The sequence below is a fragment of the Halomonas qinghailakensis genome (assembly GCF_025820815.1).
Lineage (GTDB): Bacteria > Pseudomonadota > Gammaproteobacteria > Pseudomonadales > Halomonadaceae > Vreelandella > Vreelandella qaidamensis.
The window spans coordinates 719,298-740,470 of the sequence record NZ_CP096973.1; the positions used below are offsets into that span (position 1 = coordinate 719,298).

Below are 21,173 nucleotides of genomic sequence, written 5' to 3' on the forward strand. Positions count from 1 at the left end.
CCAGATTAGTGTTAACACTAACGGGCTAAGTGCCCACACCGACGGCGAGTATCAACTCGAACATTATGCGCGACTTGTATCAACGACTGGCTCTGACACCCGATGCGAGCGATCAAGACATCGAAAACGCGGTGGCGCACTGCCCAAACAGCGCACTGCGCCAAGATGCTGAAACCGTGCTGGGCGTTGCAGAGCATCGCGACGCTTACAACAAGCTCCACAAAACGGTCAGTGATATAGGCCAGTTACGGGCTAGGCTTGGGCTAACCCACGGAGCGCATTGGCAAGGTAATGTAGCCAATGACTTTTCCCTACCCCCCGATAACGCCATATCACGCCATGATGAGCTGATTGACCGCGTTAGCCTAGCGGTATCGCTTTATAACCGCTGGAGACGTTTTAAAGGCCCATGGTTACTCATCACCCTGTTCACCCTTGGCGCTGGCATAGGACTCGCCCTTGGGCTCACCTTGGGCCTTGGGCTTGGTATGGGATGACAATCCGGCCCGCTCTCGGTCATCTCGGCGCATTTCTGCTTCTGTCGGACGCGGAGCGGGTTTTGGTGGCGTAGGTCGCTTATGGGGGCTATTGTCGCCGCCCTCATCGCTGGTCTTTCCCCTCAAGCTCTTGTCTCCCCCGCTCTGGTCACCCGGCTCGTCAAGCGTAAAATCGGTGCCAGTGCTCTCTGTTTTCATGCTCTCAGTTTTCATGCTCTCTGTTTTCGTGCTCTCTTCGGGCATACGATCTTGCCTACTATCTTCCGAGCGCGCTTCCATGCTGACACTGAGACGTGGTACGCCCAGATCGATCTCCTGCGCTTCCATGCGCTGCTTCAATAGAAGATTAAAGGCACGCGATACATCCCACTGCATTTCGGGCGCTGTGCGAAAACGCATTCGCAGAATGGGGCATCCATCCTCAAACCCTTGGATACCCTGCATTTCTAAGGGTGACCAAATATAGTGGCGCATCATAGGATCTTTGCGAAGCTCTTGCGCTGTTTCTTGCATCAGCGTAATCGCATCATCAATTTTCATCGCATATGGGATACGAATCCGCATCAGCGCAATCCCGAACTGGCGCGACATGTTATGAATCGACTCAATACGGCTAAAGGTAATGATATGGACAACACCATCCAAATCACGCAGCTTCACAGTGCGTAGCGTTAAGCCCTCAACAGTCCCCATGTGGCCATTAATCTGAACGAAATCGTCCACGGCTAGTGAATCTTCAATCAGAATAAAGATCCCGGTGATTAAATCCTGCACCAACGTTTGGGCACCAAAACCAATCGCCAAGCCGATAACACCCGCACCCGCAAGTAGTGGCGTAACGTTAACCCCAAGATTTGCTAGCCCGGCAATGACTGCGATAATCAAAATCGTGACAAAAATCACATTACGAATCATCGGCGTAATGGTTTGCGCCCTAGCTTGATTCACTCGCCTACCACGAGAGCGCGCAGATGACGTTAGCGCCCGCTGAATCGCCGTATCAGCAAATATCCATACCAACCAAGCCAGTAAAATAGTTGACCCTAGGCTTACCAACGCTTGACCAATGCGGGCACTAGCTACCGCTTGTTGACCAAGGCCAAAAAGCGAACCGCCCCAAACCTGCATAAACAGTTCAGCGAACACCATCCAGGCGCAAAGGTGAGCAAGTACAAAGCCAAAGCGCTCTAAGCGCTTACGATACTGACTGTAACGGCGACGATGACGGCGTTTACCTAAGCGCTCAGATTGACGTCTCAGCAAGCCCGTCACCACTAACGTCAATACCAATAAACTTGCTGAAATAATCGAGCGTGCAAGCGCTGTACCCACATCTCCTACGGTAATAAAGATGGCCAATAATGAGCCGCCTACCAGCAATAGCGCAGGAATATGCCAGAGGCCGCCCAGTGCACGAATCATTTCAACGGCGGCGCTAGCATCCCGGCGCTGCTTGTAAGGGCGGTTACAGATCAAATGGCGGACAGGTCGTTTAAACTTAAATATGAAGCGCGCCGAAAGCAGCGCCGCCAGCATATTCGCAAGGACCGAAACCAAACTGGAAAGCTCACTACCCAACAACTCAACCAAACGAGTGGAATTTACTGCGTCGCCCAAAGCAATTAATGCGCCAATCACAAACAGGCCGCGCAAGGCTTTTTGTTGCAGCACCTGTACCGCTGTAAAACGGTGGCCTCGGCTGAAAAACGCGATGACCGTTTCAATCACTACCGATAACGCACGACCACAGACACACACATAAGCGATAACCAATACAACCGTACGCCCTGGGCTGTAAGGTAATATCTGCCCAATCCCCAACGTAATCGCGAATGACAGCGCCCAAGGCAGCATACGGCGTAAAAAGTGCATTGCCAGTAGCCATGCTTTTGGGTCTCGCGGTAAGTCCAGCGGCCATTCCCGCCGCGTGGCGATTAAGCGACCAAACGCAATCATAACGACCAACAGCACCACCCAAACAAACGCAAGAACGGCACCGTCTGCCACTGCACGCACCGCTTCACCCTGGTCGGCTCCATCATTTAATGCGCGTAAATCGGCAGCCCCTTGGACTAATTGTCGTGACCATTCGTCAATCGGTGAATCACCAGCCTGAGCCTGCTCACCAATATCAGACAGGGTATCGGCTAACGCACCTAATAAACCTTGATGGACGATTTTGTCCTCTTGGGTTGCATCGGTGGTGAGCTGTAATTCACGCAGGGAGTCCAGCAACGCTTTACGCTGCTCTTCGTTCTCCAACATTGAGATCACATCATTAAGCGAGCTTTGGAAACTTTCATCACTAACGCTCTGCTCTTCTGATGCATTATTGCTGCCGCCCAGGCTAGGCAGAGAAACACCTTGTGCTTGAGCCTGGGTTGCCAGACTTATGAACAGCGTTAAAAAAACGCTTAACACGATATTAATTATCCAGTGCTGTCGCACATTTGACTCCCGGAAATAGACCGACCTGACCCGTCGGTTAGTTAGCGTTTACTTAATTTAATACCCTCAGCCTTAACGCGTGACTATGATAGGCTGGTGGCCTAAACGTTCACCTCAAGGATACCGAGATGACGCTGCGAGCTCCTCCTAACCGTACTAACAGTAACGGAAAAACAAGGCGCGTCGGTGTAGAAATTGAATTCGCCGGACTGCCGCCGCGTGATACCGCTGAACTGGTACGCGAGTTATTTGGAGGTGAGCTTAACGTGGTAAGTCCCCATCGGCTACTGGTAGAAGCAACACGATGGGGGGAGTTCGGTATCGAGCTAGATACCCAGTATGCCCATCCTGACAAGACGCTACTGGAAGACCACCATGAAAGCGATAGTGAATGGGCACGCCAGCAGCATCAGCGGCGAATCGAGTTCCATCAAAAGACCCGCGAACTGATTGGCGACATGGTCACTGGCTTAGTGCCTACAGAAATTGTCTGCCCACCGATTCCTTGGGATGAGCTAAACGAACTAGACCAACTATTTGATGCCCTTCGTGATAAAGGCGCAAAAGGAACAGATGCCAGCTTACTCTATGGATTTGGACTGCATTTAAATCCTGAAGTAGAGCGTTTTGACGTTGATTACCTTTTATCGATGATGCAGGCCTATTTGCTACTAGCCAGCTGGCTACGTGATGAAATAAAAGTCGACATTACCCGTGAAGTACTGCCACACGCGAACCCATTTCATAAAGAGTACGCGCTAAAAATTCTCGACTCTGGCTATCAGCCCGACCTAGATACGTTTATTAATGACTATCTACACTACAACCCTACGCGGAATCGGGAGCTAGATTTGTTACCGTTATTTGCCCATCTACGCCCAGATCACCCCCATGAACTGCTGCATGGACAGCTCACCAAACCACGTCCCACCTTTCACTACCGACTACCGAACGCGCAGCTCTCGCATCCTGGCTGGGGATCGGTAGTGGAATGGAATCGCTGGGTCGAGGTAGAAAAGTTAGCCGCAAACAGTAACGTACTGCGTGCGCGCTGCGATGAATATATTGCCGAACACAGCCAGCCTTGGTGGAGACGCTGTAAAACGAAGCTGCTTGGCCTATTTAAGTCATCCTAAATACACTGCCTTAGTGAGAACTTGCCAGCATGTCTCGACCGCTTATTGGGATTACAACCTCTGATCAAAAAAGTCATCTAGCCTGGTGGTTTGACTGGTTCGCCGTATGGCGCCATGGGGGAAAGCCGCTGCGCTTATCTCCTTCACGCCCCTTGCCTGAGTACTTAGACGGTCTAATTATTGGTGGTGGCGATGATATTCAAGCACATCTTTACGGCGGCGAAGTACAGCTAGACGTACGGCTGGATCCGGCCCGCGATGAACTGGAACTCAATCTACTCGGCCGTTTTATTCCGCAAAACACCCCTGTGCTGGGAATTTGCCGCGGGGCTCAACTAATCAACGTCCATTTGGGCGGCACTCTCGACCCTGACATCTACACCACCCATGAAGGGCTTAAGCGACGGCGTACGGTTTTACCACGCAAAACCGTAGATATTGTCGGAGGTAGCAAGCTTTATCAGCTACTAGGCGTCACGTGGTGTCGCGTGAATAGCCTGCACCATCAGGCGGTTAATAAAGCTGGTGACGGCATTAATATTGTTGCCCGCGACCGGGATGGGCTAGTGCAGGGAATTGAGTCCACAAACCATGACTTTTTAATCGGCGTTCAGTGGCATCCAGAGTGGCTTATATTTAACCGCCCCCAACAGCGCTTAATCAGCGCACTAGTGGCGGCGGCAAAGCATGAACGCTAAGAAAGACGCTGATAAGATGCGCGCTAGACCGGCACGCATTGCGCTGATCAGTGCTTCAACATTAGCGCTTTAGTGACGCTAGCGCTGCATCGTAATTTGGCTCATTTTTCAGCTCACTCACCAGTTCACTGTGCAACACGCGGTTATCTGCGTCGAGCACTACCACGGCACGAGCGCACAATCCTTCCATTGCACTATTAGCAAGCGCGACACCCCAGGCCTCTTGGAACTCTCGATGGCGGAAGGTGGACAAGGTTTCCACATTATCCAATCCCTCTGCGCCACAAAAACGCTTAGCTGCAAACGGCAGATCAGCAGACACAACCAGCACAACGGTATTATCCAGTTGCGAGGCCAGCTCATTAAACCGCCGTGTAGACACCGCACACGTGGGCGTATCCACACTTGGGATAATATTCAACACTTTGCGCTTGCCCGAGTAGGTGTCAAGCGTGACATCCTCCAGATCAGTATTGGTAAGCGTCATCAGAGGAGCAGCATCACCTGGAGCAGGCAGCGTGCCCGCAACATCCATAGGCTCGCCAGCACGGGTTATCTTTTGCATATAAGGCTCCTAATATAAAGCGAAAAAGGTGTATGGTGAGACGTATCAGCTTACAGGGTAATACCCTGATTGGGCTAACCTTTCCTCTGACACAACGCATCTCACACGATCCATATTTCACGATCCATCTCAAACAACGACGGGAACGCCATGACCTCTTTAGTCATTATCAAAACCGGTGACGCTTTTCCTGAAGTGGTCGATCAATACGGTGATTTCGAACAGCTCTTTATTAATCAACTGACGACTGCACTGCCAGAACACGTGTCGCTAAGCGTTTGGGATGCACGCAAACAAGGCGTTCCCTCTTCTCCTACCTCATTCGCAGGCATTATGCTCACGGGGTCCCATAGCATGGTGAGCGAACAGGAGCCGTGGAGCGAGGCGCTAAAACCTTGGCTTGTGCAAGCGCTAGACGAGAACGTCCCTATGCTTGGCGTGTGCTATGGCCACCAGCTAATGGCATCGGCCTTCGGTGGCATTAGCGATTACCACCCTGCCGGAAGAGAATCAGGAACGCGCAACGTACGGCTTACCCAAGCGGGCAATCAAGACCCTCTCTTTAGCATGCTACCTTCACACTTTCCTGCCCACCTGACCCATGCGCAAGCCGTCATGCAATTGCCCCCTAACACCACCGTGTTAGCGCATAACAGCCACGATGCTCATCAAGCGTTGCGTTATGGCCCGCGTCAGTGGAGTGTTCAGTTTCACCCGGAGTTTACCCCCGCAGTCATGCATGCTTATATCGAGCGCCAGAAGGCCGCATTGCGCGATCAAGGTGAAAATCCTGACGCACTTATTCATGCCATCACCGATACTCAAGCAGCCTCTGGCCTGTTGCGCCATTTCCTACGTTTTATATAAGCCGCTTTTGGTCGCGTCTTGACGCAAGCCGATCCGCTAGTCGCGTGGGTTCTGGTAACTTGGTGCGCCCTAAACAGCGCACCACCCAGTCAAGCGATGTTTCAAGGGATAATCGATGTCCAGGTGATACGAATACCGGCTTCACATTTTCCCTCGAGCGTAGCACGGCACCAATAACGTCTTTACCTGATGTTAGAGGCACCCAATCACCACGCATATTTCCCACCTCTTCATACTGACCCGTTAATCGGGATTTAGCGATGCCGACCGTCGGTAAATTTAGCCATAGCCCCAGGTGAGCAGCTACGCCAAGCCGTCGAGGATGGGCAATTCCCTGACCGTCGACCATTACCAGCTCAGGTCTGATCGTAAGCTTAGCGAACGCTTCCAGAGCGGCTGGAATTTCACGAAAAGAGAGCAGGCCAGGAATATAGGGCATACGCGTTGGTTCACGATGAACCACCTGCTCTACCACAGCCAAATGCTGTGTGCTGTCAGGCTGCCACATTAAAACAACGACCGCTGCCCGAGTAATATCACCGCCTGCTTCAAACCCAATATCCACCCCTGCGATGTGCTGTACAGAGTCGATACGATCAGCAGTTTCGAGTCGTTTTGCCAACGTTTTTTGCAGTGCTATCGCCTCTTTTGGAGCTAGATTCCATTCATGTAGTGACGCGTCCATGCATGTCCCTTTTGTTGATTGATGACCGTACTAGCGTAGCTCAACTTTCCGGCGACAATAACAGGCAAAAAAAATCCCCTTACGCCGTTAAGCGTAAGGGGATAGAACGATCGTTAAACGTCGTTTTGAAGCACCACTATAGGGCGCTACACATTAACTTAAGCGCGTTCGCGGCGACGAACTGGCGCATCACCATCATCACGGCGACGACGTGGCGCACGCTCAGGAGCGCTGTCTTCACTGATTTCTAGCGGGCGGCCAGCAACACGGGCACGTGCCATTTTCGCCAGAATTGTGGAAGGCAAACCACTGGGCAGCTCAACGACCGAGAAAGCGTTACGAATATCGATACGACCGATACGAGCGCCTTCGATACCACCTTCGTTCGCCAGTGCGCCAACCAGTTGGCCAGGCTTAACGCCATCTTTATGGCCAACGGAAACACGGTAACGAATCATACCTTCGCTAGGTGCGCTGGAACGCTCGCGACGGCCACCTGGCTTGGCACCAGGCGCGCCATCACGCATCGGCTTCTCTTTACGCGGTGCCTGCAAGCGACCAATCGGTGCTTCGTCAGCACGCGCCATAGCGGCAAAGGCACAGGCTAGCTCAACGGCGTCATGGCCTTCTTCTACCAGGCGCTCAACCAACGCACGCTGTTCTTCAGCACCTTTGGTCAGTGCCGCCACAACGCGATGATGGAACACTTCATCACGGTGAGCGCGAATAGCTGCTTCGTCTGGCAGCGGCATTTCGGTCATTTTCTGACCGGTCGCCTGCTCCATCCAGCCCACTTTACGGCCTTCACGGAAACCTGCGAACGTAATCGCGATACCGCTACGCCCCGCACGACCGGTACGACCGATACGGTGGGTATACGCTTCTGCGTCTTGGGGCAGATCGTAGTTAATAACGTGAGTAATACGCGACACGTCAAGACCGCGCGCAGCGACGTCTGTCGCAATCAACACATCAACTTTGCCGCGCTTCAAACGTGTAATGGTGCGTTCACGCAGGCTTTGGTCCAGATCGCCAGACAGACCAGCCGCGTTAACACCACGCGCTGTCAGCTGTTCAACCAGCGTGGTACAAGCAGCACGAGTACGCACAAAGACGATGGCCCCATCGACTGGCTCAACTTCCAGAATACGTGCCAGGGCTTCGAGCTTAGCACCACCATCAACACGCACAATGCGCTGCTCAATGTTTTCGCCGGTTGTGGTGCGCGACTCAATCGCGACTTTCACCGGATTAACCAAGTAGCGGTTAACAATGCGCTCGATTTCAGTCGGCAGCGTTGCCGAGAAAAACACACGCTGAGCATCTTTAGGGGTATCGGCAACCACGCGTTTTACGTCGTCGATAAAGCCCATGCGCAGCATTTCGTCAGCTTCATCCAGCACCAGTGCTGAAAGACCGTCGAGTTTCAGACTACCGCGATCTAGGTGATCGATAATACGGCCAGGGGTGCCAACAATGACTTGGGCACCGCGCTTTAGCGCGCCTAACTGTTCACGGTATTCTTGACCACCACAAAGGATCGCTACTTCAAGACCCTTAAGGTTTTGGCCATATTTACTGAACGAAGCCGCAACCTGCTGAGCAAGTTCACGGGTCGGAGCCATAACCAGTACTTGAGGCTCGCGACGGGTAAGTTCTAAACGCGATAACAATGGCAATGCAAACGCAGCAGTTTTGCCGGTGCCGGTTTGTGCTTGGCCCAGCATATCGCGGCCTTCCAACAACGCAGGAATAGTCTGCGCCTGGATCGGCGAAGGAATTTCGTAGCCTTGTGCTTCAACAGCAGAGAGAACGGCAGGCAACAGAGCAAGATCGCCGAAGCTCGGCGAAGCGACAGAAGTCGAGGTCATTAATCACACCTTGGTAGGCCGGTTTTTCCGGCAAAAAACATCGTAAGCGTCTCTGACTCTGCTTGTTAATACGCGTAACCGTGCATATTAATAAGCAAGGATCCGCAAAGCGGATATCATCATCAGTGGAGTCGGAGACGCCGGTCGCACCTAGCATTCGGTTAGCAAACTCGCGTTAGCGGGCCAACCGCTGTGGCGACCTTCTGCGCCGATTTCACCCGTTTGGTGAAATGCTGGAGGCGCGCCATCTTCACAGCAATGAACATCTGCAGTTGGCAAGATGTTCCCGCAAGCATTTCGCTTTGTAGTCAAAGCTACATTGGAAACTGCTTATCGTCGTGATGGAGGGGTCAACACATGCGAGGAGGGCGCATCCTAACATCGCAAATAGCTTATGACTAGTTTTTTTACATTTACCGCTATCAACATTCAGACTTGCACATACTCGCTGTTCGTCTAACCTGAGAGATGCCTACTGATATTTATTAACTAATGTTCACTAACTTCAAGGAGTGATGCTATGAACTGGGATCAGATAGAAGGCAACTGGAAAGAGATGAAGGGAAAAGCGCGCGCCAGCTGGGGCGAACTAACTGACGATGAGCTTACCCAAATTGGCGGCAAAAAAGATCAACTTGTCGGCAAGTTACAGCAAAAATATGGCTTGGAGCAGGAAGAAGCCGAGCGGCGTGCTGATGATTGGGCGAACGGCTTATAAGATTTGCCGAGTAACTGCGTACTTTACATCGCACATTGATAGCCCCATGGAGAGATGCTATGCGTAAATCACTATTCACGACCGCGATCAGTGCTGCCTTTCTAAGCAGTTTAGCGTTTGGTGTTCAGGCGTCTACCGAACCCCAAGGAATGTACTCTGCTGACGATATCCTGGATGCAGAGGTGTTCTTTAACGGCGGTTCTGGCGAAGAAATTGGTGAAGTCGAAGACATACTCTTTGATGAAGAGATGCGAATTTCGGCGTTGGTGATCGAGAGCGGCGCGGTGCTAGGCCTGGGTGGTCGCGAAATTGTCGTCAATTCTGACCAATTTACATTGGAAACCCATACAGAAAGTGACGGCGATACCGAACACCGCATTATGCTTGATGCCTCTCAAGAAGAGGTTGAGTCGTTCCCCACCTATGATCGTGATTGGTGGGAGCAGACCAAAAACAATGCGCGTGATGCATGGCAAACCACCAAAGAAGGCGCTCAAAGCGCTTGGCAGTCTACTCGCGAAGCCGTTAATGATAACGAGTAAGCGGTTTAGCTTAAATCATTCAATCTAGCGGTTAATTAGCAAAAAGGGCCACCCAATTTCTGGGTGGCCCTTTCTATTAACAATGACTCTTAGCAGTAGTTGTTTATAGCCTATGATGCTCGGCGGCGAATGCCCTGCCCTGGTAAGCGTTCACGGTCATGAGGACGTTCTAATCCTAATAGCGGCCCGGCAGGCACGATGCGGGTTGGATTAATCGTGTCGTGACTGTAGTAATAGTGGCGCTTTATATGATCCATGTTGACCGTCTCTGCTATACCTGGCCACTGATATAGCTCGCGAACGTAATGGGCGAGATTTGGGTAATCTTCGATGCGCTTAAAATTACATTTAAAATGACCATAGTAGACAGCATCAAAACGGATCAGCGTAGTGAACAGACGAATATCCGCCTCCGTTAACCATTCTCCCGCTAAATAACGCTGCTCACTCAAGCGTTTTTCCATGCGATCCAAGGCATCGAATAGGGCCTGTACGTGTTTTTCGTACACCTGCTGCTCTGTTGCAAAGCCCGACTTGTAAACACCGTTATTAATATGGTCGTACACATCATCATTGACGTCATCAATAATGCTACGCAAGTCTTCAGGATAAAAATCTAAATCATTACCGGTTAACTCATCAAACGCGCGATTAAAAATGCGCATCAAATCAGCTGACTCATTATTAATTATTGCACTGCGTTGTTTATCCCAAAGTACCGGCACTGTGACCCGCCCCGTATAAGCGGGGTCAGTCATGGTATAGAGTTGATGATGATAATCGACGTGATTGATAGGATCCCCGCTGGCACCTTCGCTTTGATCGTATGTCCAGCCCTTATCCAGCATTAATGGACTGACGTGTGAGGCGCCAATGAGAGATTCCAGCCCTTTTAGTTTGCGCATAATGAGGATTCGATGCGCCCAAGGACAGGCAAGCGATACGTAAAGGTGGTAACGATCTGATTGCGCGGGATAGCTTCGCCCATCTGTTTCAGCCCCTGTCTCAGCTGCTTCACCAATCCAATCACGCAGCTGAGCAGACTCGCGGACAAATTCACCGCCATGCTTTTTAGTGTCGTACCACTGATCAACCCATTCGCCATTAACAAGCAGTCCCATCGGGGCGCCTCCTGTTGTAATAAGAAAATGCAACAAACGCATTATTCGTACTGATTACATTCAGCATACGCCCGCCTACCAGATGCTCAAGCGGATGTTTTACGGTGATTCATTCGAGGAAATCGAATCCTGAGGGCAGAGTTCTGTTACTCCCTGCTTCAATGCTTGCGCCATGGCATGGGCTGCAGGACCCGCTCGGTCTCGGTCTCTAAATATCAGTTGCATTGGCACCTCACGAATCCCACCAGCGCTTAGCGGTAAAGGCTTTAGCTGCCCAGAGGCAAGTTCATCAGCAATCCGGGTTTCTGGCATCCAGGCAAACCCTAACCCACGCGTCAGCATATCCAACGAGGTATGTAAGTGACTCACTGTCCAACGCTGCTCTGCTTTAAGCCATCCCGCATTGGTAGACTGGCGTAGCGCTGAGTCACGCACCACCAGTTGCCGGTGTTGGGCAAGATCACGCAAATCCAACGAACGTCCAAGCTGATGTAAAATATGCCCCGGATGTGCCACCGCAATAAATCGCACATTAACCAATGGCTCCCCTAAAAAGCCTTGCGCTTCAATACCTGAGACCACCAGGTCAGCACGGCCATCGTGAAGCATTTCCGTACCGCCATTAAGCACACTTTCATGTAGCTGCACTCTGACTTGAGGATACGTTTCCGAGAAACGCTCAAGTGCTTTCGCTTGGGCGGCGGCTGGAAAAATTTGATCAATCGCCACCACCACTTCCGCTTCCAGTCCTGCTGCCAAACGTGTCGCCACGTCTTCTAATGAGGCGGCACTTTCAATTAACTGGCGTGCTCGGCGCAGCAATAGCTCGCCTGCTTCAGTTAAACGCACCTGCCGGCCTACCGGCTCCAATACCTGAACACCCAACTGCTCTTCTAGCTTGTGCACAGCATGGTTAAGCGTAGATGGGCTTTTATGAATAGCCTCCGCCGCCCGCGCAAACCCACCATGGTCAACAACGGCTGCCAGCATCTGCCACTGTGCAAGAGTTACTCGAGACATTTCGATTCCCTCGACGCTAAACAGCGAAATAATCCGCTTAATCTTCGAAAACCCTTCTAGGATGCCAGGAAAAAGCGCTGAGTACTTGCTTATAAACAATTATTCCTATTCAGCAGACTGCCCTAGCCGGCTTACTAAGCACGACAACACCTTCAACAACTGCTTGTTAACAGCTGCTTGTTGAGGCTAACTTTGTCAGATACAGAAAAAATCAATTTATTACAAAAAAAGAAATTCTATACCACGTGCCTTTCACAGAAAGCGCCTTGCAATCTAAAGATTGTGCTTAGCAATCAGTTTCTGGTGTGCGGCGGGCTTTCAAGCACCTACAACTTATACAGACCTATCACAAGACCACTACAACTCCACCATATCCTTAATTTTACTTTTAATAGTGAGTGAAAATTATTGCCTATCACCACTTCCCTATGGTTAATTAGCGTATTAATTTATTTCCTCGGCTTTTCAAAAAAATAATTTTTTTAGCGAACAGTGTTCAAAAACAGCACTCCTTATCTTATTGTTTCCTCATTCCAGTAAAAGAGCATTTAGTGTATAGGCATACAGTCTGTTCACTCTTGCTGTCATGGGGTATGGTTCCTGGGTTCACTTTCTTTCATGTTACTTATTTATCACGAACTCGGCGGCCCATTTACCCATGTTGCGAATTCTTTATTCGCTGCCCCGCACGCATAAATTGTTACTGTTACCTGTGGCTACTATGGTCACTGTGCTGGGCACACAAAAGTTAATCACGACCTATCACGATCTAAACCAAACTCACACACCGCTGGAGAGCGTGCTTGTACCGCTTCCCAGCGATTCTGCTCCTGGGGTTCCTTCGTTACGCCAAGAGCGCACTCCCGTTGCTGAAGCCATTGATAGAGCCTCACGCGCCATTGATGCTACGCGCGACCATATCCCGCTGGACGATCTCACACCAACGGAAATTGTCGACCTGGATGTGATTACCAGCGCAGAAGCCTCCATGGCTAGCGTCGTAACAAATGCCCCCCATGCTAGTACTCAGCTTGATGAAGGTGCGCTTCACATGGCCGTGGTATTAGGGACGCTTTCAAGTGGCATGCTTGATGTCGACAATACATCCTCTGTCGAAATTGCCGATGCTACTTCGTATGAAGACTATGGCATTGAGCTATTTGATGATGTCTCGTTTCTTGAACTGGAACTTGCCACAGACGAACCCTACGTTCCTAAGTGGAAGACGCATATTGTCGAGTCTGGTGAAACATTTGCACTGCTAGGACAGGAGAAGTTGGGCCTTGGCTACAGCGAAGTGCTGACACTGCTAGAGGGCCTAGAAGATCCGCGCATGTTCACTCATTGGCGCGCCGGTCATAGCTTCGACTATCAGTTAGATGAAAATGGTCGCTTACTGTCTCTGCGTATGATGAAAAACACCCGCGACGGCATCTTACTTGAGCGGGATGAAGAGCACTTTGCCGCCACCATTATTGAGCGCCAAGGTGAAGCAGTACAGCGCCTTTATGCAGGTAGCGTAAGCGGTAGCTTTGCACGCTCTGCCCAGGCAACGGGCTTAAGCAGCGGTGCCGTTACCGAACTAACCCGACTACTTGAAAAGAAGCTCGACTTTCGCCGCGACAGTCGTCGAGGGGATCGCTTCCAGGTGTTAGTTGAATCAGACATGATTGACGGAGAAGCGCTCGACTCTCGTGTTCTAGCGGTTAAGTATGACGGCGAACGCATGGATTTAACGCTCCTTCGCAATGCCACCGATAGCAACTTTTATACACCCGAAGGGAGCAGCTTAGACCCTGCTTTTTCGCGCTATCCCTTTGAAGGCAGCTATCGTCTGAGTTCCCATTTCAATCCGCGCCGCAAACACCCTGTGACTGGCCGTATCAGCCCCCATAACGGTACCGACTTTGCAATGCCCATTGGTACCCCCATTGTGGCTCCGGCCAGTGGCCGAGTGGAACGGGTAGGCAATCATCATGCCGCTGGACGCTACATTGTCGTTCGCCATGACAACGGTTACCGCACCCGCTATTTACACCTTTCACGCCCCCTAGTGACTCAAGGCGAGCGCATTGAAATGGGCAAGCGCATTGCACTCTCTGGCAATACAGGGCGTAGTACGGGACCTCATTTGCATTACGAAGTCATCGTTAATAACACCCCAGTAAACGCAATGAACGTAGAACTGCCTGAAAATACCAGCCTTAGCGGCGACACGTTAATTGCTTTCCAGCGCCAAGCTGAGCCAATGCTGGCAGCATTAGATAGCGGTGAAACAGGCACTATCAGCGTTGCCAACTACGAGCGCCAAGAAGAGCAGTAAGCTACTCGCTTTGCATTAAACAATAACGCCGCCCTTTTTTGGGCGGCGTTATTGGTTTGAATGTATCAACCACTTATCACGTTAGACGGCTTGTGATAGAGCAGCCAACAAACTGGCATCACGGCGATAAATATCATCGCGAAACTCAACCTCCCCTTGGGCATTCGGCCAGGCAGTTAAGTAGTGCAGTGCCACAGGAATGCGCTGAGGCAGATTAACATTACGATCACTTCCACTGCTGCTAAGTAACGAAGATAGCTGATAGCGACTACCACTATCCTGAAGCAGTAGCTGCGCAAACTCCATGACGCCTTCAACGCGGACACAACCAGAGCTTAGTGCTCGCTGGTCACGCTGAAACAACCCTCTTGCTGGCGTATCGTGTAGATAGATCATTTCACTATTGGGAAAACGCACCACTACACGGCCTAGCGGATTACCGCCACCGGATACTTGACGCAGCATCACAGCACCAGGCCGTTGCCAGTCAATAGCATCAGCGTCAAGCCGCTCACCGGAAGAACTTAACACTTGAATATTGCGCCGTGCTAAATAGCCAGGGTCTCGCCTTACCTGAGGCAGCACGTCCTCACGCATAATAGTCGGCGGGATCGTCCATGAAGGGTTTACGGTTAAGTGGCTAATCGCCGAATGGATAATCGGCGTTTCGCGCCGTGGTGTGCCAACCACAACGCGAGCATCCCAGTGCTCACCATTAGGCCGAGTGTAGTGCAATCGATAACCGGCAATATCAACCCAAACTCGTGGCTCATCAGTTTGCGTAGGTTTAATCCACCGAGCCCGTTCTAAGTTGACACGAAGCTGATCGATACGCGAAGAGAGTGGCGTGTTCAATGCAAGTCGCGTGCGCTCACCCACAACACCATCTTCTTGCAGCTGATGACGACGCTGAAAACGTCTAACTGCCCTTTCCAACTCCGAATCGTAGGTGCGCTGGTCACTAATGGCTGATTGCACGCCAATCATTGGGTAAGCATTGCTATCCGCGGCCAGTAGGTTAGCATCGCCCCAATAAGCCAAGCGCTGTCGCAGTATCTGCACATCTTCGTGGGTATCACCTGGTCGAAGCGCCTCCTCTCGGCCCGCCAAATAGGGGACGCTACCTTTTTCAGCCAGCGTGCGGTAATGACGTAGTGCCTCGCGTAGCTGAGCATACTCCGATGATGAGGGCCTCACATAGTCAAGTGCGCCCTGAATATCATTATTTTCCAGCGCATGGGTGATGCGTAACAGCGAGTAACGACGTTCAGGCCTAGGGATATCCCATTTAGGCTCGACCTCGTTTGGATTCACCTTGCCCCGCGAAAGATGTTCAAGCGCTAAAAGCAAGGCTGTCGTGGCCTGAATATCAAAATCAGCTTGCGCTAACTTCCCCGCTTGTTGGCTAGCTTGAAAGGCATCTAACAGGCTGTCAGCGTCGTAATCCTCAGGGTTTAAGCCATCGTCTTCAAGACTGTTTAACGCCTTCACCAGCGCTTCAACATGTGTAACATCTTGCCAGGCGGGCTGCTGATTTAGCTGCTGGTAAAAATCCTTAATCGGCAGTAACGCATTCGTTTGCGCCTTTGTTTGTTGAGCTAACACCTGCTCAAGCGAACCTGTCTCTGCTTGTGCGCTATTAACCAAATGGGGCGCTTGGGTCAGCGTCAGACATAGGGCCATCCCTATCGCCCATCGTCTTATTAACGTTGTCTCGTTCATCGCTCCTCCTTGCGTTACTATTCATCGCTGTTCGCTGTCTTTGTTTATCATAGCCGTTTACATGTCTCCTTCGTCGATATCTATTGCAGGGTTGCTCTCTATGTCTTTTTGCTTACGCGCCTCTACCATCGTTTTATCGCTTCCACTGGTGTTATTGAGCCTTCCTTTACAGGCTGCTAGCTTTTTTGCTCAGGTCGCTTCTGCAGCGCCTCCCGGCGTTTCTCCTTTACATCATCAATTACTGCAACTAGCACCAACGGCAACGCCAGAAGCACTTCGGCTCGCTGCTCAGTCACTTAGTTGCGCCGATCCTGACGCTGAGCGTTTAGCCGTCATTGACTACTCGCTACCCTCCACCGAGCCACGTATGTGGGTTTTCGATCTACATCAGCATACACTGCTATTTGAAGAGCTTGTTTCCCATGGACAAGGTTCTGGGGATGCGGTGGCTGAGGTGTTTTCCAATATTCCTGAAAGCCATCAATCCAGTATCGGTCTCTTTCGCACAATGAATAGTTACTATGGGCGTAATGGCTATTCACTGCGCTTGGATGGCTTAGAGCCTGCGGTGAATGACCTCGCATTCGAACGAGCGATCGTGATCCATGGCGCTGACTACGTTAGCGACGATTTTATTACCCAAACCGGTAGGCTAGGACGTAGCCACGGCTGCCCAGCCGTGCGTGAAGATATCACGTATCCGCTTATTGATAGCTTGAAAGAGAACCAGTATGTGTTTGCCTACTACCCTGATGAAGAGTGGTTAGCGACATCACAGTTTCTACGTTGTCCAAACGATAGGGCTCATCACTTGGCTCAACGCTGATAGTGGATATTATTCCCATGGAGCGCTAAAAAGGTCACGCCGACTGCTCTGAAAGACTGACCTTTAAGTCTGATCCAGACACATTAAGAAACCTATACCCAAAAATCGCAAGAGGCTGGTTTTTATCATTAATAGACTGTAAGTACGGCGCTCATGGCAACCACCTGCAATACTTTGTGACAAAACATCACAATGCTATTGACTCGTTCGCAGGTACTAGCCATGTTTGCTTTTATGCACCCTTATCAAACCATCCATCGCCTTGAACAAGAAGTGGCAGCGTTGAATGCCCAGCTAGAAGCTGAAAAAAAACGTCAAGGTTGCCGTGCAATCAGCTTGATGACGCCGATTGAGTCACTCAGCATGCTTCAGGCCAGAGGTGCAGATATGCTTTGCTCGTTGAGCAAAGGCGTAGAAGTCCACGCTCAGCATCTTGCCACCGAACAATCCACTCTCACCGACACCTTTAGCCGTCTCCACATAGCCGAGCAAACCGCACAAACATTGCAACAACACCGGCAACGCTGCCAGCAAACAGACGCGTACTTATCATCTTCGTTAGTGACGGAACAAGCCTTTCACGATATACGTCAGCTAAGTAGTGAATTAGCGCATAACGCAGGCCATACAAAAGCATTAGCTATCACTGCGGCCTTGGAAGTCGCCCACTTCCATGAACAACCGGCAGGCATGCCAGCGATTGTTAAGGATTTGCAAGAGCTATCTGAACACTCCCAACAATTAGCACACCAGCTAGCGCAATGGGTTGAGCGCACCGCATCACACGTTATCGAAGATGCCAAGATCCGTGACTATCAGCAGCAGGAAATAAAGGCTTTAACCAGTGCCGCCCAGTCAGCAGAACATGTCATTGAGCAGTTGATAGACCAATCACGCCACATGTATAAAGTCATCCACCACAGTACAACCACTGCTTACTTGCACGCCGCCAAACTTGAGCATGCAGTATGGAAAAGCCGCCTTTATAAGCAGCTACTTTCAGCCCACTTTGAAGAGAGCCTAGAGGATCACCAGCACTGCTCACTTAGTCACTGGTGCCTTACAGGGGATGGTCGTCGCTACCAGTACACGCAAGCTTATAAGGCATTAGCTGCTCCCCATAAGCGTTTTCATGAAAGCGGTTTGGATGCCCTCACGTTTGCCCGCCAAGGTGACCATAATGGTCAGCTTGCAGCGCTAGCCATGATGGAAGAGGCCAGCAGTCAGCTAGCACTACAGCTTGATAAATTGATGGAGCATGCCGTTTATGAGACCCCTCTTGCCATAGGCCACTCCTCACCCTTAGCAGATTCTCCTTAACATCGCGCTCTAGGGTCTTTTGGTGATGTACACCTTTTTAACTGGCATACACTAAACACATGCTTTTATGCCATGCTGGGTGGGTTACCGCATTTAATCACCCACTCAGCAGGGAAAAGTGATGTCGCAGATCAAAAAGATAGACCTTGCCTTACAGGGCGGAGGTGCCCACGGCGCTTACACTTGGGGGGTTATCGATCGATTGCTTGAAGACGACCGTATCGACATTGAAGGCATCAGTGGCACAAGCGCTGGTGCGATGAACGGTGTGGTCATGGCAGATGCCCTTACCCGCGGTAACAAAGAGACAGCTCGCCAAGCGCTGCACCAGTTTTGGAAAGCGGTTAGCCGAGCGGGTATGGCAAGTCCAATTCGTCGCTCACCACTAGACGTGCTGACCGGTAACTGGTCTCTCGATCATTCACCAGGTTATGTGGCCATGGATCTTTTAAGCCGCCTGGTCTCCCCCTACCAACTGAACCCTCTTAATATTAATCCATTACGCGATATTGTCGCCGAACATATTGATTTTGAACGTGTCAGGCGCTGTGAGCAGCTTAAGCTATTTGTGACAGCTACTAACGTTCGCACCGGAAAACAGCGCGTTTTTCGCCGCGAAGAAATGAGTGTAGATGCGGTCATGGCCTCTGCTTGCCTGCCTTTTGTATTTCAAGCTGTTGAGATAGAAGGCGAGGCGTATTGGGATGGCGGCTATATGGGCAACCCTGCGCTATTTCCGTTAATGGAGGAGTGTAGTGCCCGAGACATTCTGCTGGTACAAATTAACCCTATTAGCAGGGAAGAAGTACCTACCTCTGCCTCAGCCATCATGAACCGCCTCAACGAAATCACCTTTAATTCAGCCCTGATTAAAGAAATACGCATGATTGCACTGCTCAAACGCACACTAGATGAGCAAGGAATAGAAAACTGCTATCAGCAAGCGCTCTTCCACCGCATTAGTGGTGAACAGGCGCTGGAGGATCTCTCAGTATCGAGCAAAATGAACTCAGAGTGGGCATTTCTATGTTATCTGTTTGAACAAGGTCGCGCTGCTGCCGAGCGCTGGTTAGAAACGCACTTTGACGCGATTGGTGAGCGTTCAACGCTGGATATTGATGCTGTTTATTTACACGACTAACCGGCACCCACATGTCGCACATCTGTGCCATAACTGTATCACTGTGGTGCATCAGCAACGTACATAGCAAACTTCCTATCCATCACACGTAAAATAACTCCCTGACTTTATTTGCAAAACTGTCTTATGGCGAACTAATTGCTTCACTCTTACTAAATGATGGTAGGCGTGGACCAGGCCCAACGGGTACGAGTGCGTCGAACCTGCCCTTCAATGGCGAAGGCATGTTCTCGTCAACAACATAGTGCTTTTTTAAAAGCGCCTGTTTTGACCCACTCGTATTATGCTTGCTCTGTGAGGCCATCCATGGACATTCGCAATAAAGCTAACCGCATCCGGCTACTAAATTTTTCTACTCCTCAAATGCGTGCTTTCCACTTCTCATGGTTCGCGTTCCATATCTGCTTTTTTGGCTGGTTTGGTATCGCTCCCTTGATGGCAGTGGTCCGTGAAGATTTATCACTCACTCAAACCCAGATCGGCAATACCATTATTGCCTCCGTTGCTATTACCGTTATTGTCCGCCTGCTCATTGGCGTGCTGTGCGACAAAATTGGACCTCGTAAAACCTATACCGGTTTGTTGATGCTGGGGGCCGTGCCGGTCATGGGTATAGGTTTTGCCAATAGCTTTGAAACTTTCTTACTCGCTCGTTTAGCCATCGGTGCCATCGGCGCGTCTTTTGTAATTACCCAATATCACACCACGATGATGTTTGCGCCGAATGTGGTTGGCACCGCCAACGCCACCAGTGCTGGCTGGGGAAACTTGGGCGGTGGAACAACACAAATCCTAATGCCGTTAATTTTTTCGGGTTTGCTAATGCTTGGCGTCAGTGAAACGCTGGGGTGGCGTCTTGCCATGGTGGTACCTGGTGTGGTGCTGTTTTTTACTGGGATTGGCTATTGGCTGTTTACCCAAGACGCCCCCGATGGCAACTTTAGCGAGCTGCGTGCCCGCGGTGAACTACCCGAAGCCACAGGTGAAAATAGCGCAGTACAAAGCTTTCTAGCCGCAGCAAAAGATATTCGCGTATGGGCGCTGTTTATTGTTTATGGTCTCTGCTTTGGCGTTGAGCTAACCATCAACAATATTGCCGCTATTTACTTCTTCGACAAGTTTGACCTGACCCTGGCAACCGCTGGGTTAATCGCAGGTTTATTTGGCCTGATGAATATTTTCGCCCGTACTCTTGGCGGTGTCTTTTCAGACCTATTAGCCAAGCAAGGCGGTTTAAAGGGGCGCGTACGCTGGCTATTTATCGCCCTGCTGTGTGAAGGCATCGCGCTTATTGCCTTCTCACAAATGCATATTTTAAGCCTCGCAATCGGCATCATGCTGGTATTTAGTCTATTTGTGCAGATGGCCGAAGGGGCAACCTTTGGCGTGGTGCCCTTCATCAATAAAAAAGCACTGGGGGCAGTCGCCGGTATCGTGGGAGCAGGTGGCAATGTCGGTGCTGTCTCTGCCGCTTTTTTATTCCGTAGTGAAAGCCTTAGTTACCAAGAAGGGCTTTTTTATCTTGGCATTACCGTCTTAGTACTCGCTTCGTGCGTGCTGGTAGTCCGTTTTAGCGATGCAACAGAAACCGAAGAAGCAACAGCCTATCGTGATGCAGTCGGCGATGATACGAACGCAGGCGCACTTTCACTACGCTAATGTCTACTTACCCC

At 50.8% G+C, this 21,173-nt stretch carries 18 protein-coding genes; 11 read left to right on the top strand and 7 right to left on the bottom strand.

Annotated features, from left to right (window positions below; genetic code table 11):
- Positions 1-29: 29 nt before the first annotated feature.
- Positions 30-497, top strand: a complete 468-nt coding sequence (locus M0220_RS03360; protein WP_264018673.1) for a hypothetical protein — start codon at positions 30-32, stop codon at positions 495-497.
- Here M0220_RS03360 and M0220_RS03365 read toward each other — a convergent pair.
- Positions 414-2,945, bottom strand: coding sequence for a mechanosensitive ion channel domain-containing protein (locus tag M0220_RS03365; protein ID WP_264018674.1), 2,532 nt, complete (start codon positions 2,943-2,945; stop codon positions 414-416). The two genes, M0220_RS03360 and M0220_RS03365, sit on opposite strands and share 84 nt — an antisense overlap.
- A 128-nt stretch (positions 2,946-3,073) precedes the next feature.
- On the opposite strand from M0220_RS03365, the gene M0220_RS03370 reads away from it, so the two are divergent.
- Complete coding sequence (locus tag M0220_RS03370; protein WP_264018675.1) at positions 3,074-4,081, top strand: amidoligase family protein; 1,008 nt, start codon at positions 3,074-3,076, stop codon at positions 4,079-4,081.
- 29 nt (positions 4,082-4,110) lie between these two features.
- Positions 4,111-4,779 (top strand): gamma-glutamyl-gamma-aminobutyrate hydrolase family protein, encoded by a 669-nt coding sequence (locus M0220_RS03375; protein WP_030069941.1) that lies wholly within the window; start codon positions 4,111-4,113, stop codon positions 4,777-4,779.
- A 61-nt stretch (positions 4,780-4,840) separates the two neighbouring features.
- Here M0220_RS03375 and tpx read toward each other — a convergent pair whose 3' ends face one another.
- Entirely contained in the window at positions 4,841-5,344 is a 504-nt protein-coding gene (tpx, locus tag M0220_RS03380) for a thiol peroxidase (protein WP_264018676.1), read from the bottom strand.
- Between the two features lie 150 nt (positions 5,345-5,494).
- Between tpx and M0220_RS03385 the strand changes: the two genes are divergently transcribed.
- The gene (locus M0220_RS03385) at positions 5,495-6,211 is read left to right on the top strand and encodes a glutamine amidotransferase (RefSeq protein ID WP_030069936.1); all 717 of its coding nucleotides are present in this window, start codon (positions 5,495-5,497) and stop codon (positions 6,209-6,211) included.
- Here the strand turns inward: M0220_RS03385 and nfi are convergent.
- Positions 6,204-6,896, bottom strand: a complete 693-nt coding sequence (nfi, locus tag M0220_RS03390) for a deoxyribonuclease V (protein WP_030069934.1) — start codon at positions 6,894-6,896, stop codon at positions 6,204-6,206. The two genes, M0220_RS03385 and nfi, sit on opposite strands and share 8 nt — an antisense overlap.
- Before the next feature lie 158 nt (positions 6,897-7,054).
- On the bottom strand, positions 7,055-8,767 hold the full coding sequence (locus tag M0220_RS03395) for a DEAD/DEAH box helicase (RefSeq protein ID WP_030069932.1): 1,713 nt from the start codon (positions 8,765-8,767) through the stop codon (positions 7,055-7,057).
- 520 nt (positions 8,768-9,287) lie between these two features.
- Here M0220_RS03395 and M0220_RS03400 point away from each other — a divergent pair.
- Together M0220_RS03400 and M0220_RS03405 are read left to right on the top strand one after the other, a co-directional pair.
- The gene (locus M0220_RS03400) at positions 9,288-9,485 is read left to right on the top strand and encodes a CsbD family protein (RefSeq protein WP_030069930.1); all 198 of its coding nucleotides are present in this window, start codon (positions 9,288-9,290) and stop codon (positions 9,483-9,485) included.
- Positions 9,486-9,544: 59 nt separating this feature from the next.
- On the top strand, positions 9,545-10,027 hold the full coding sequence (locus tag M0220_RS03405; RefSeq protein WP_030069913.1) for a PRC-barrel domain-containing protein: 483 nt from the start codon (positions 9,545-9,547) through the stop codon (positions 10,025-10,027).
- A gap of 110 nt (positions 10,028-10,137) precedes the next feature.
- On the opposite strand, the gene M0220_RS03410 is transcribed toward M0220_RS03405, so the two are convergent.
- Together M0220_RS03410 and M0220_RS03415 are read right to left on the bottom strand one after the other, a co-directional pair.
- Entirely contained in the window at positions 10,138-11,148 is a 1,011-nt protein-coding gene (locus M0220_RS03410; protein ID WP_030069912.1) for a glutathione S-transferase family protein, read from the bottom strand.
- A gap of 99 nt (positions 11,149-11,247) precedes the next feature.
- Positions 11,248-12,168, bottom strand: coding sequence for a LysR family transcriptional regulator (locus M0220_RS03415; RefSeq protein ID WP_030069911.1), 921 nt, complete (start codon positions 12,166-12,168; stop codon positions 11,248-11,250).
- A 658-nt stretch (positions 12,169-12,826) separates the two neighbouring features.
- Between M0220_RS03415 and M0220_RS03420 the strand changes: the two genes are divergently transcribed.
- Positions 12,827-14,491, top strand: a complete 1,665-nt coding sequence (locus M0220_RS03420) for a peptidoglycan DD-metalloendopeptidase family protein (RefSeq protein WP_264018677.1) — start codon at positions 12,827-12,829, stop codon at positions 14,489-14,491.
- An 81-nt stretch (positions 14,492-14,572) separates the two neighbouring features.
- Here the strand turns inward: M0220_RS03420 and M0220_RS03425 are convergent, their stop codons facing one another.
- Positions 14,573-16,213 (bottom strand): L,D-transpeptidase family protein, encoded by a 1,641-nt coding sequence (locus M0220_RS03425; protein ID WP_264018678.1) that lies wholly within the window; start codon positions 16,211-16,213, stop codon positions 14,573-14,575.
- 100 nt (positions 16,214-16,313) lie between these two features.
- Between M0220_RS03425 and M0220_RS03430 the strand changes: the two genes are divergently transcribed.
- The 4 genes from M0220_RS03430 (at position 16,314) to M0220_RS03445 (ending at position 21,159) form a co-directional block, all read left to right on the top strand.
- Positions 16,314-17,039, top strand: a complete 726-nt coding sequence (locus M0220_RS03430; RefSeq protein WP_030069908.1) for a murein L,D-transpeptidase catalytic domain family protein — start codon at positions 16,314-16,316, stop codon at positions 17,037-17,039.
- 222 nt (positions 17,040-17,261) lie between these two features.
- A complete protein-coding gene (locus M0220_RS03435; RefSeq protein ID WP_264018679.1) occupies positions 17,262-18,359 on the top strand; it encodes a CZB domain-containing protein in 1,098 nt (365 codons plus the stop codon).
- Between the two features lie 121 nt (positions 18,360-18,480).
- Complete coding sequence (locus tag M0220_RS03440; RefSeq protein ID WP_030069906.1) at positions 18,481-19,500, top strand: patatin-like phospholipase family protein; 1,020 nt, start codon at positions 18,481-18,483, stop codon at positions 19,498-19,500.
- Between the two features lie 306 nt (positions 19,501-19,806).
- Positions 19,807-21,159 carry a NarK family nitrate/nitrite MFS transporter gene (locus M0220_RS03445; protein WP_264018680.1) on the top strand — a complete coding sequence of 451 codons (1,353 nt, stop codon included), beginning with the start codon at positions 19,807-19,809 and terminating at the stop codon, positions 21,157-21,159.
- Positions 21,160-21,173 lie beyond the last annotated feature (14 nt).

Bases quoted from the DNA above. Each gene is read 5' to 3' on its own strand.
- nfi (WP_030069934.1), bottom strand. From the start codon at position 6,896: ATGGACGCGTCACTACATGAATGGAATCTAGCTCCAAAAGAGGCGATA.
- M0220_RS03395 (WP_030069932.1), bottom strand. From the start codon at position 8,767: ATGACCTCGACTTCTGTCGCTTCGCCGAGCTTCGGCGATCTTGCTCTG.
- M0220_RS03385 (WP_030069936.1), top strand. From the start codon at position 5,495: ATGACCTCTTTAGTCATTATCAAAACCGGTGACGCTTTTCCTGAAGTG.
- M0220_RS03425 (WP_264018678.1), bottom strand. From the start codon at position 16,213: ATGAACGAGACAACGTTAATAAGACGATGGGCGATAGGGATGGCCCTA.
- M0220_RS03430 (WP_030069908.1), top strand. From the start codon at position 16,314: ATGTCTTTTTGCTTACGCGCCTCTACCATCGTTTTATCGCTTCCACTG.
- M0220_RS03400 (WP_030069930.1), top strand. From the start codon at position 9,288: ATGAACTGGGATCAGATAGAAGGCAACTGGAAAGAGATGAAGGGAAAA.
- M0220_RS03445 (WP_264018680.1), top strand. From the start codon at position 19,807: ATGGACATTCGCAATAAAGCTAACCGCATCCGGCTACTAAATTTTTCT.
- tpx (WP_264018676.1), bottom strand. From the start codon at position 5,344: ATGCAAAAGATAACCCGTGCTGGCGAGCCTATGGATGTTGCGGGCACG.
- M0220_RS03440 (WP_030069906.1), top strand. From the start codon at position 18,481: ATGTCGCAGATCAAAAAGATAGACCTTGCCTTACAGGGCGGAGGTGCC.
- M0220_RS03370 (WP_264018675.1), top strand. From the start codon at position 3,074: ATGACGCTGCGAGCTCCTCCTAACCGTACTAACAGTAACGGAAAAACA.
- M0220_RS03435 (WP_264018679.1), top strand. From the start codon at position 17,262: ATGTTTGCTTTTATGCACCCTTATCAAACCATCCATCGCCTTGAACAA.
- M0220_RS03420 (WP_264018677.1), top strand. From the start codon at position 12,827: ATGTTGCGAATTCTTTATTCGCTGCCCCGCACGCATAAATTGTTACTG.
- M0220_RS03375 (WP_030069941.1), top strand. From the start codon at position 4,111: ATGTCTCGACCGCTTATTGGGATTACAACCTCTGATCAAAAAAGTCAT.
- M0220_RS03405 (WP_030069913.1), top strand. From the start codon at position 9,545: ATGCGTAAATCACTATTCACGACCGCGATCAGTGCTGCCTTTCTAAGC.
- M0220_RS03415 (WP_030069911.1), bottom strand. From the start codon at position 12,168: ATGTCTCGAGTAACTCTTGCACAGTGGCAGATGCTGGCAGCCGTTGTT.
- M0220_RS03410 (WP_030069912.1), bottom strand. From the start codon at position 11,148: ATGGGACTGCTTGTTAATGGCGAATGGGTTGATCAGTGGTACGACACT.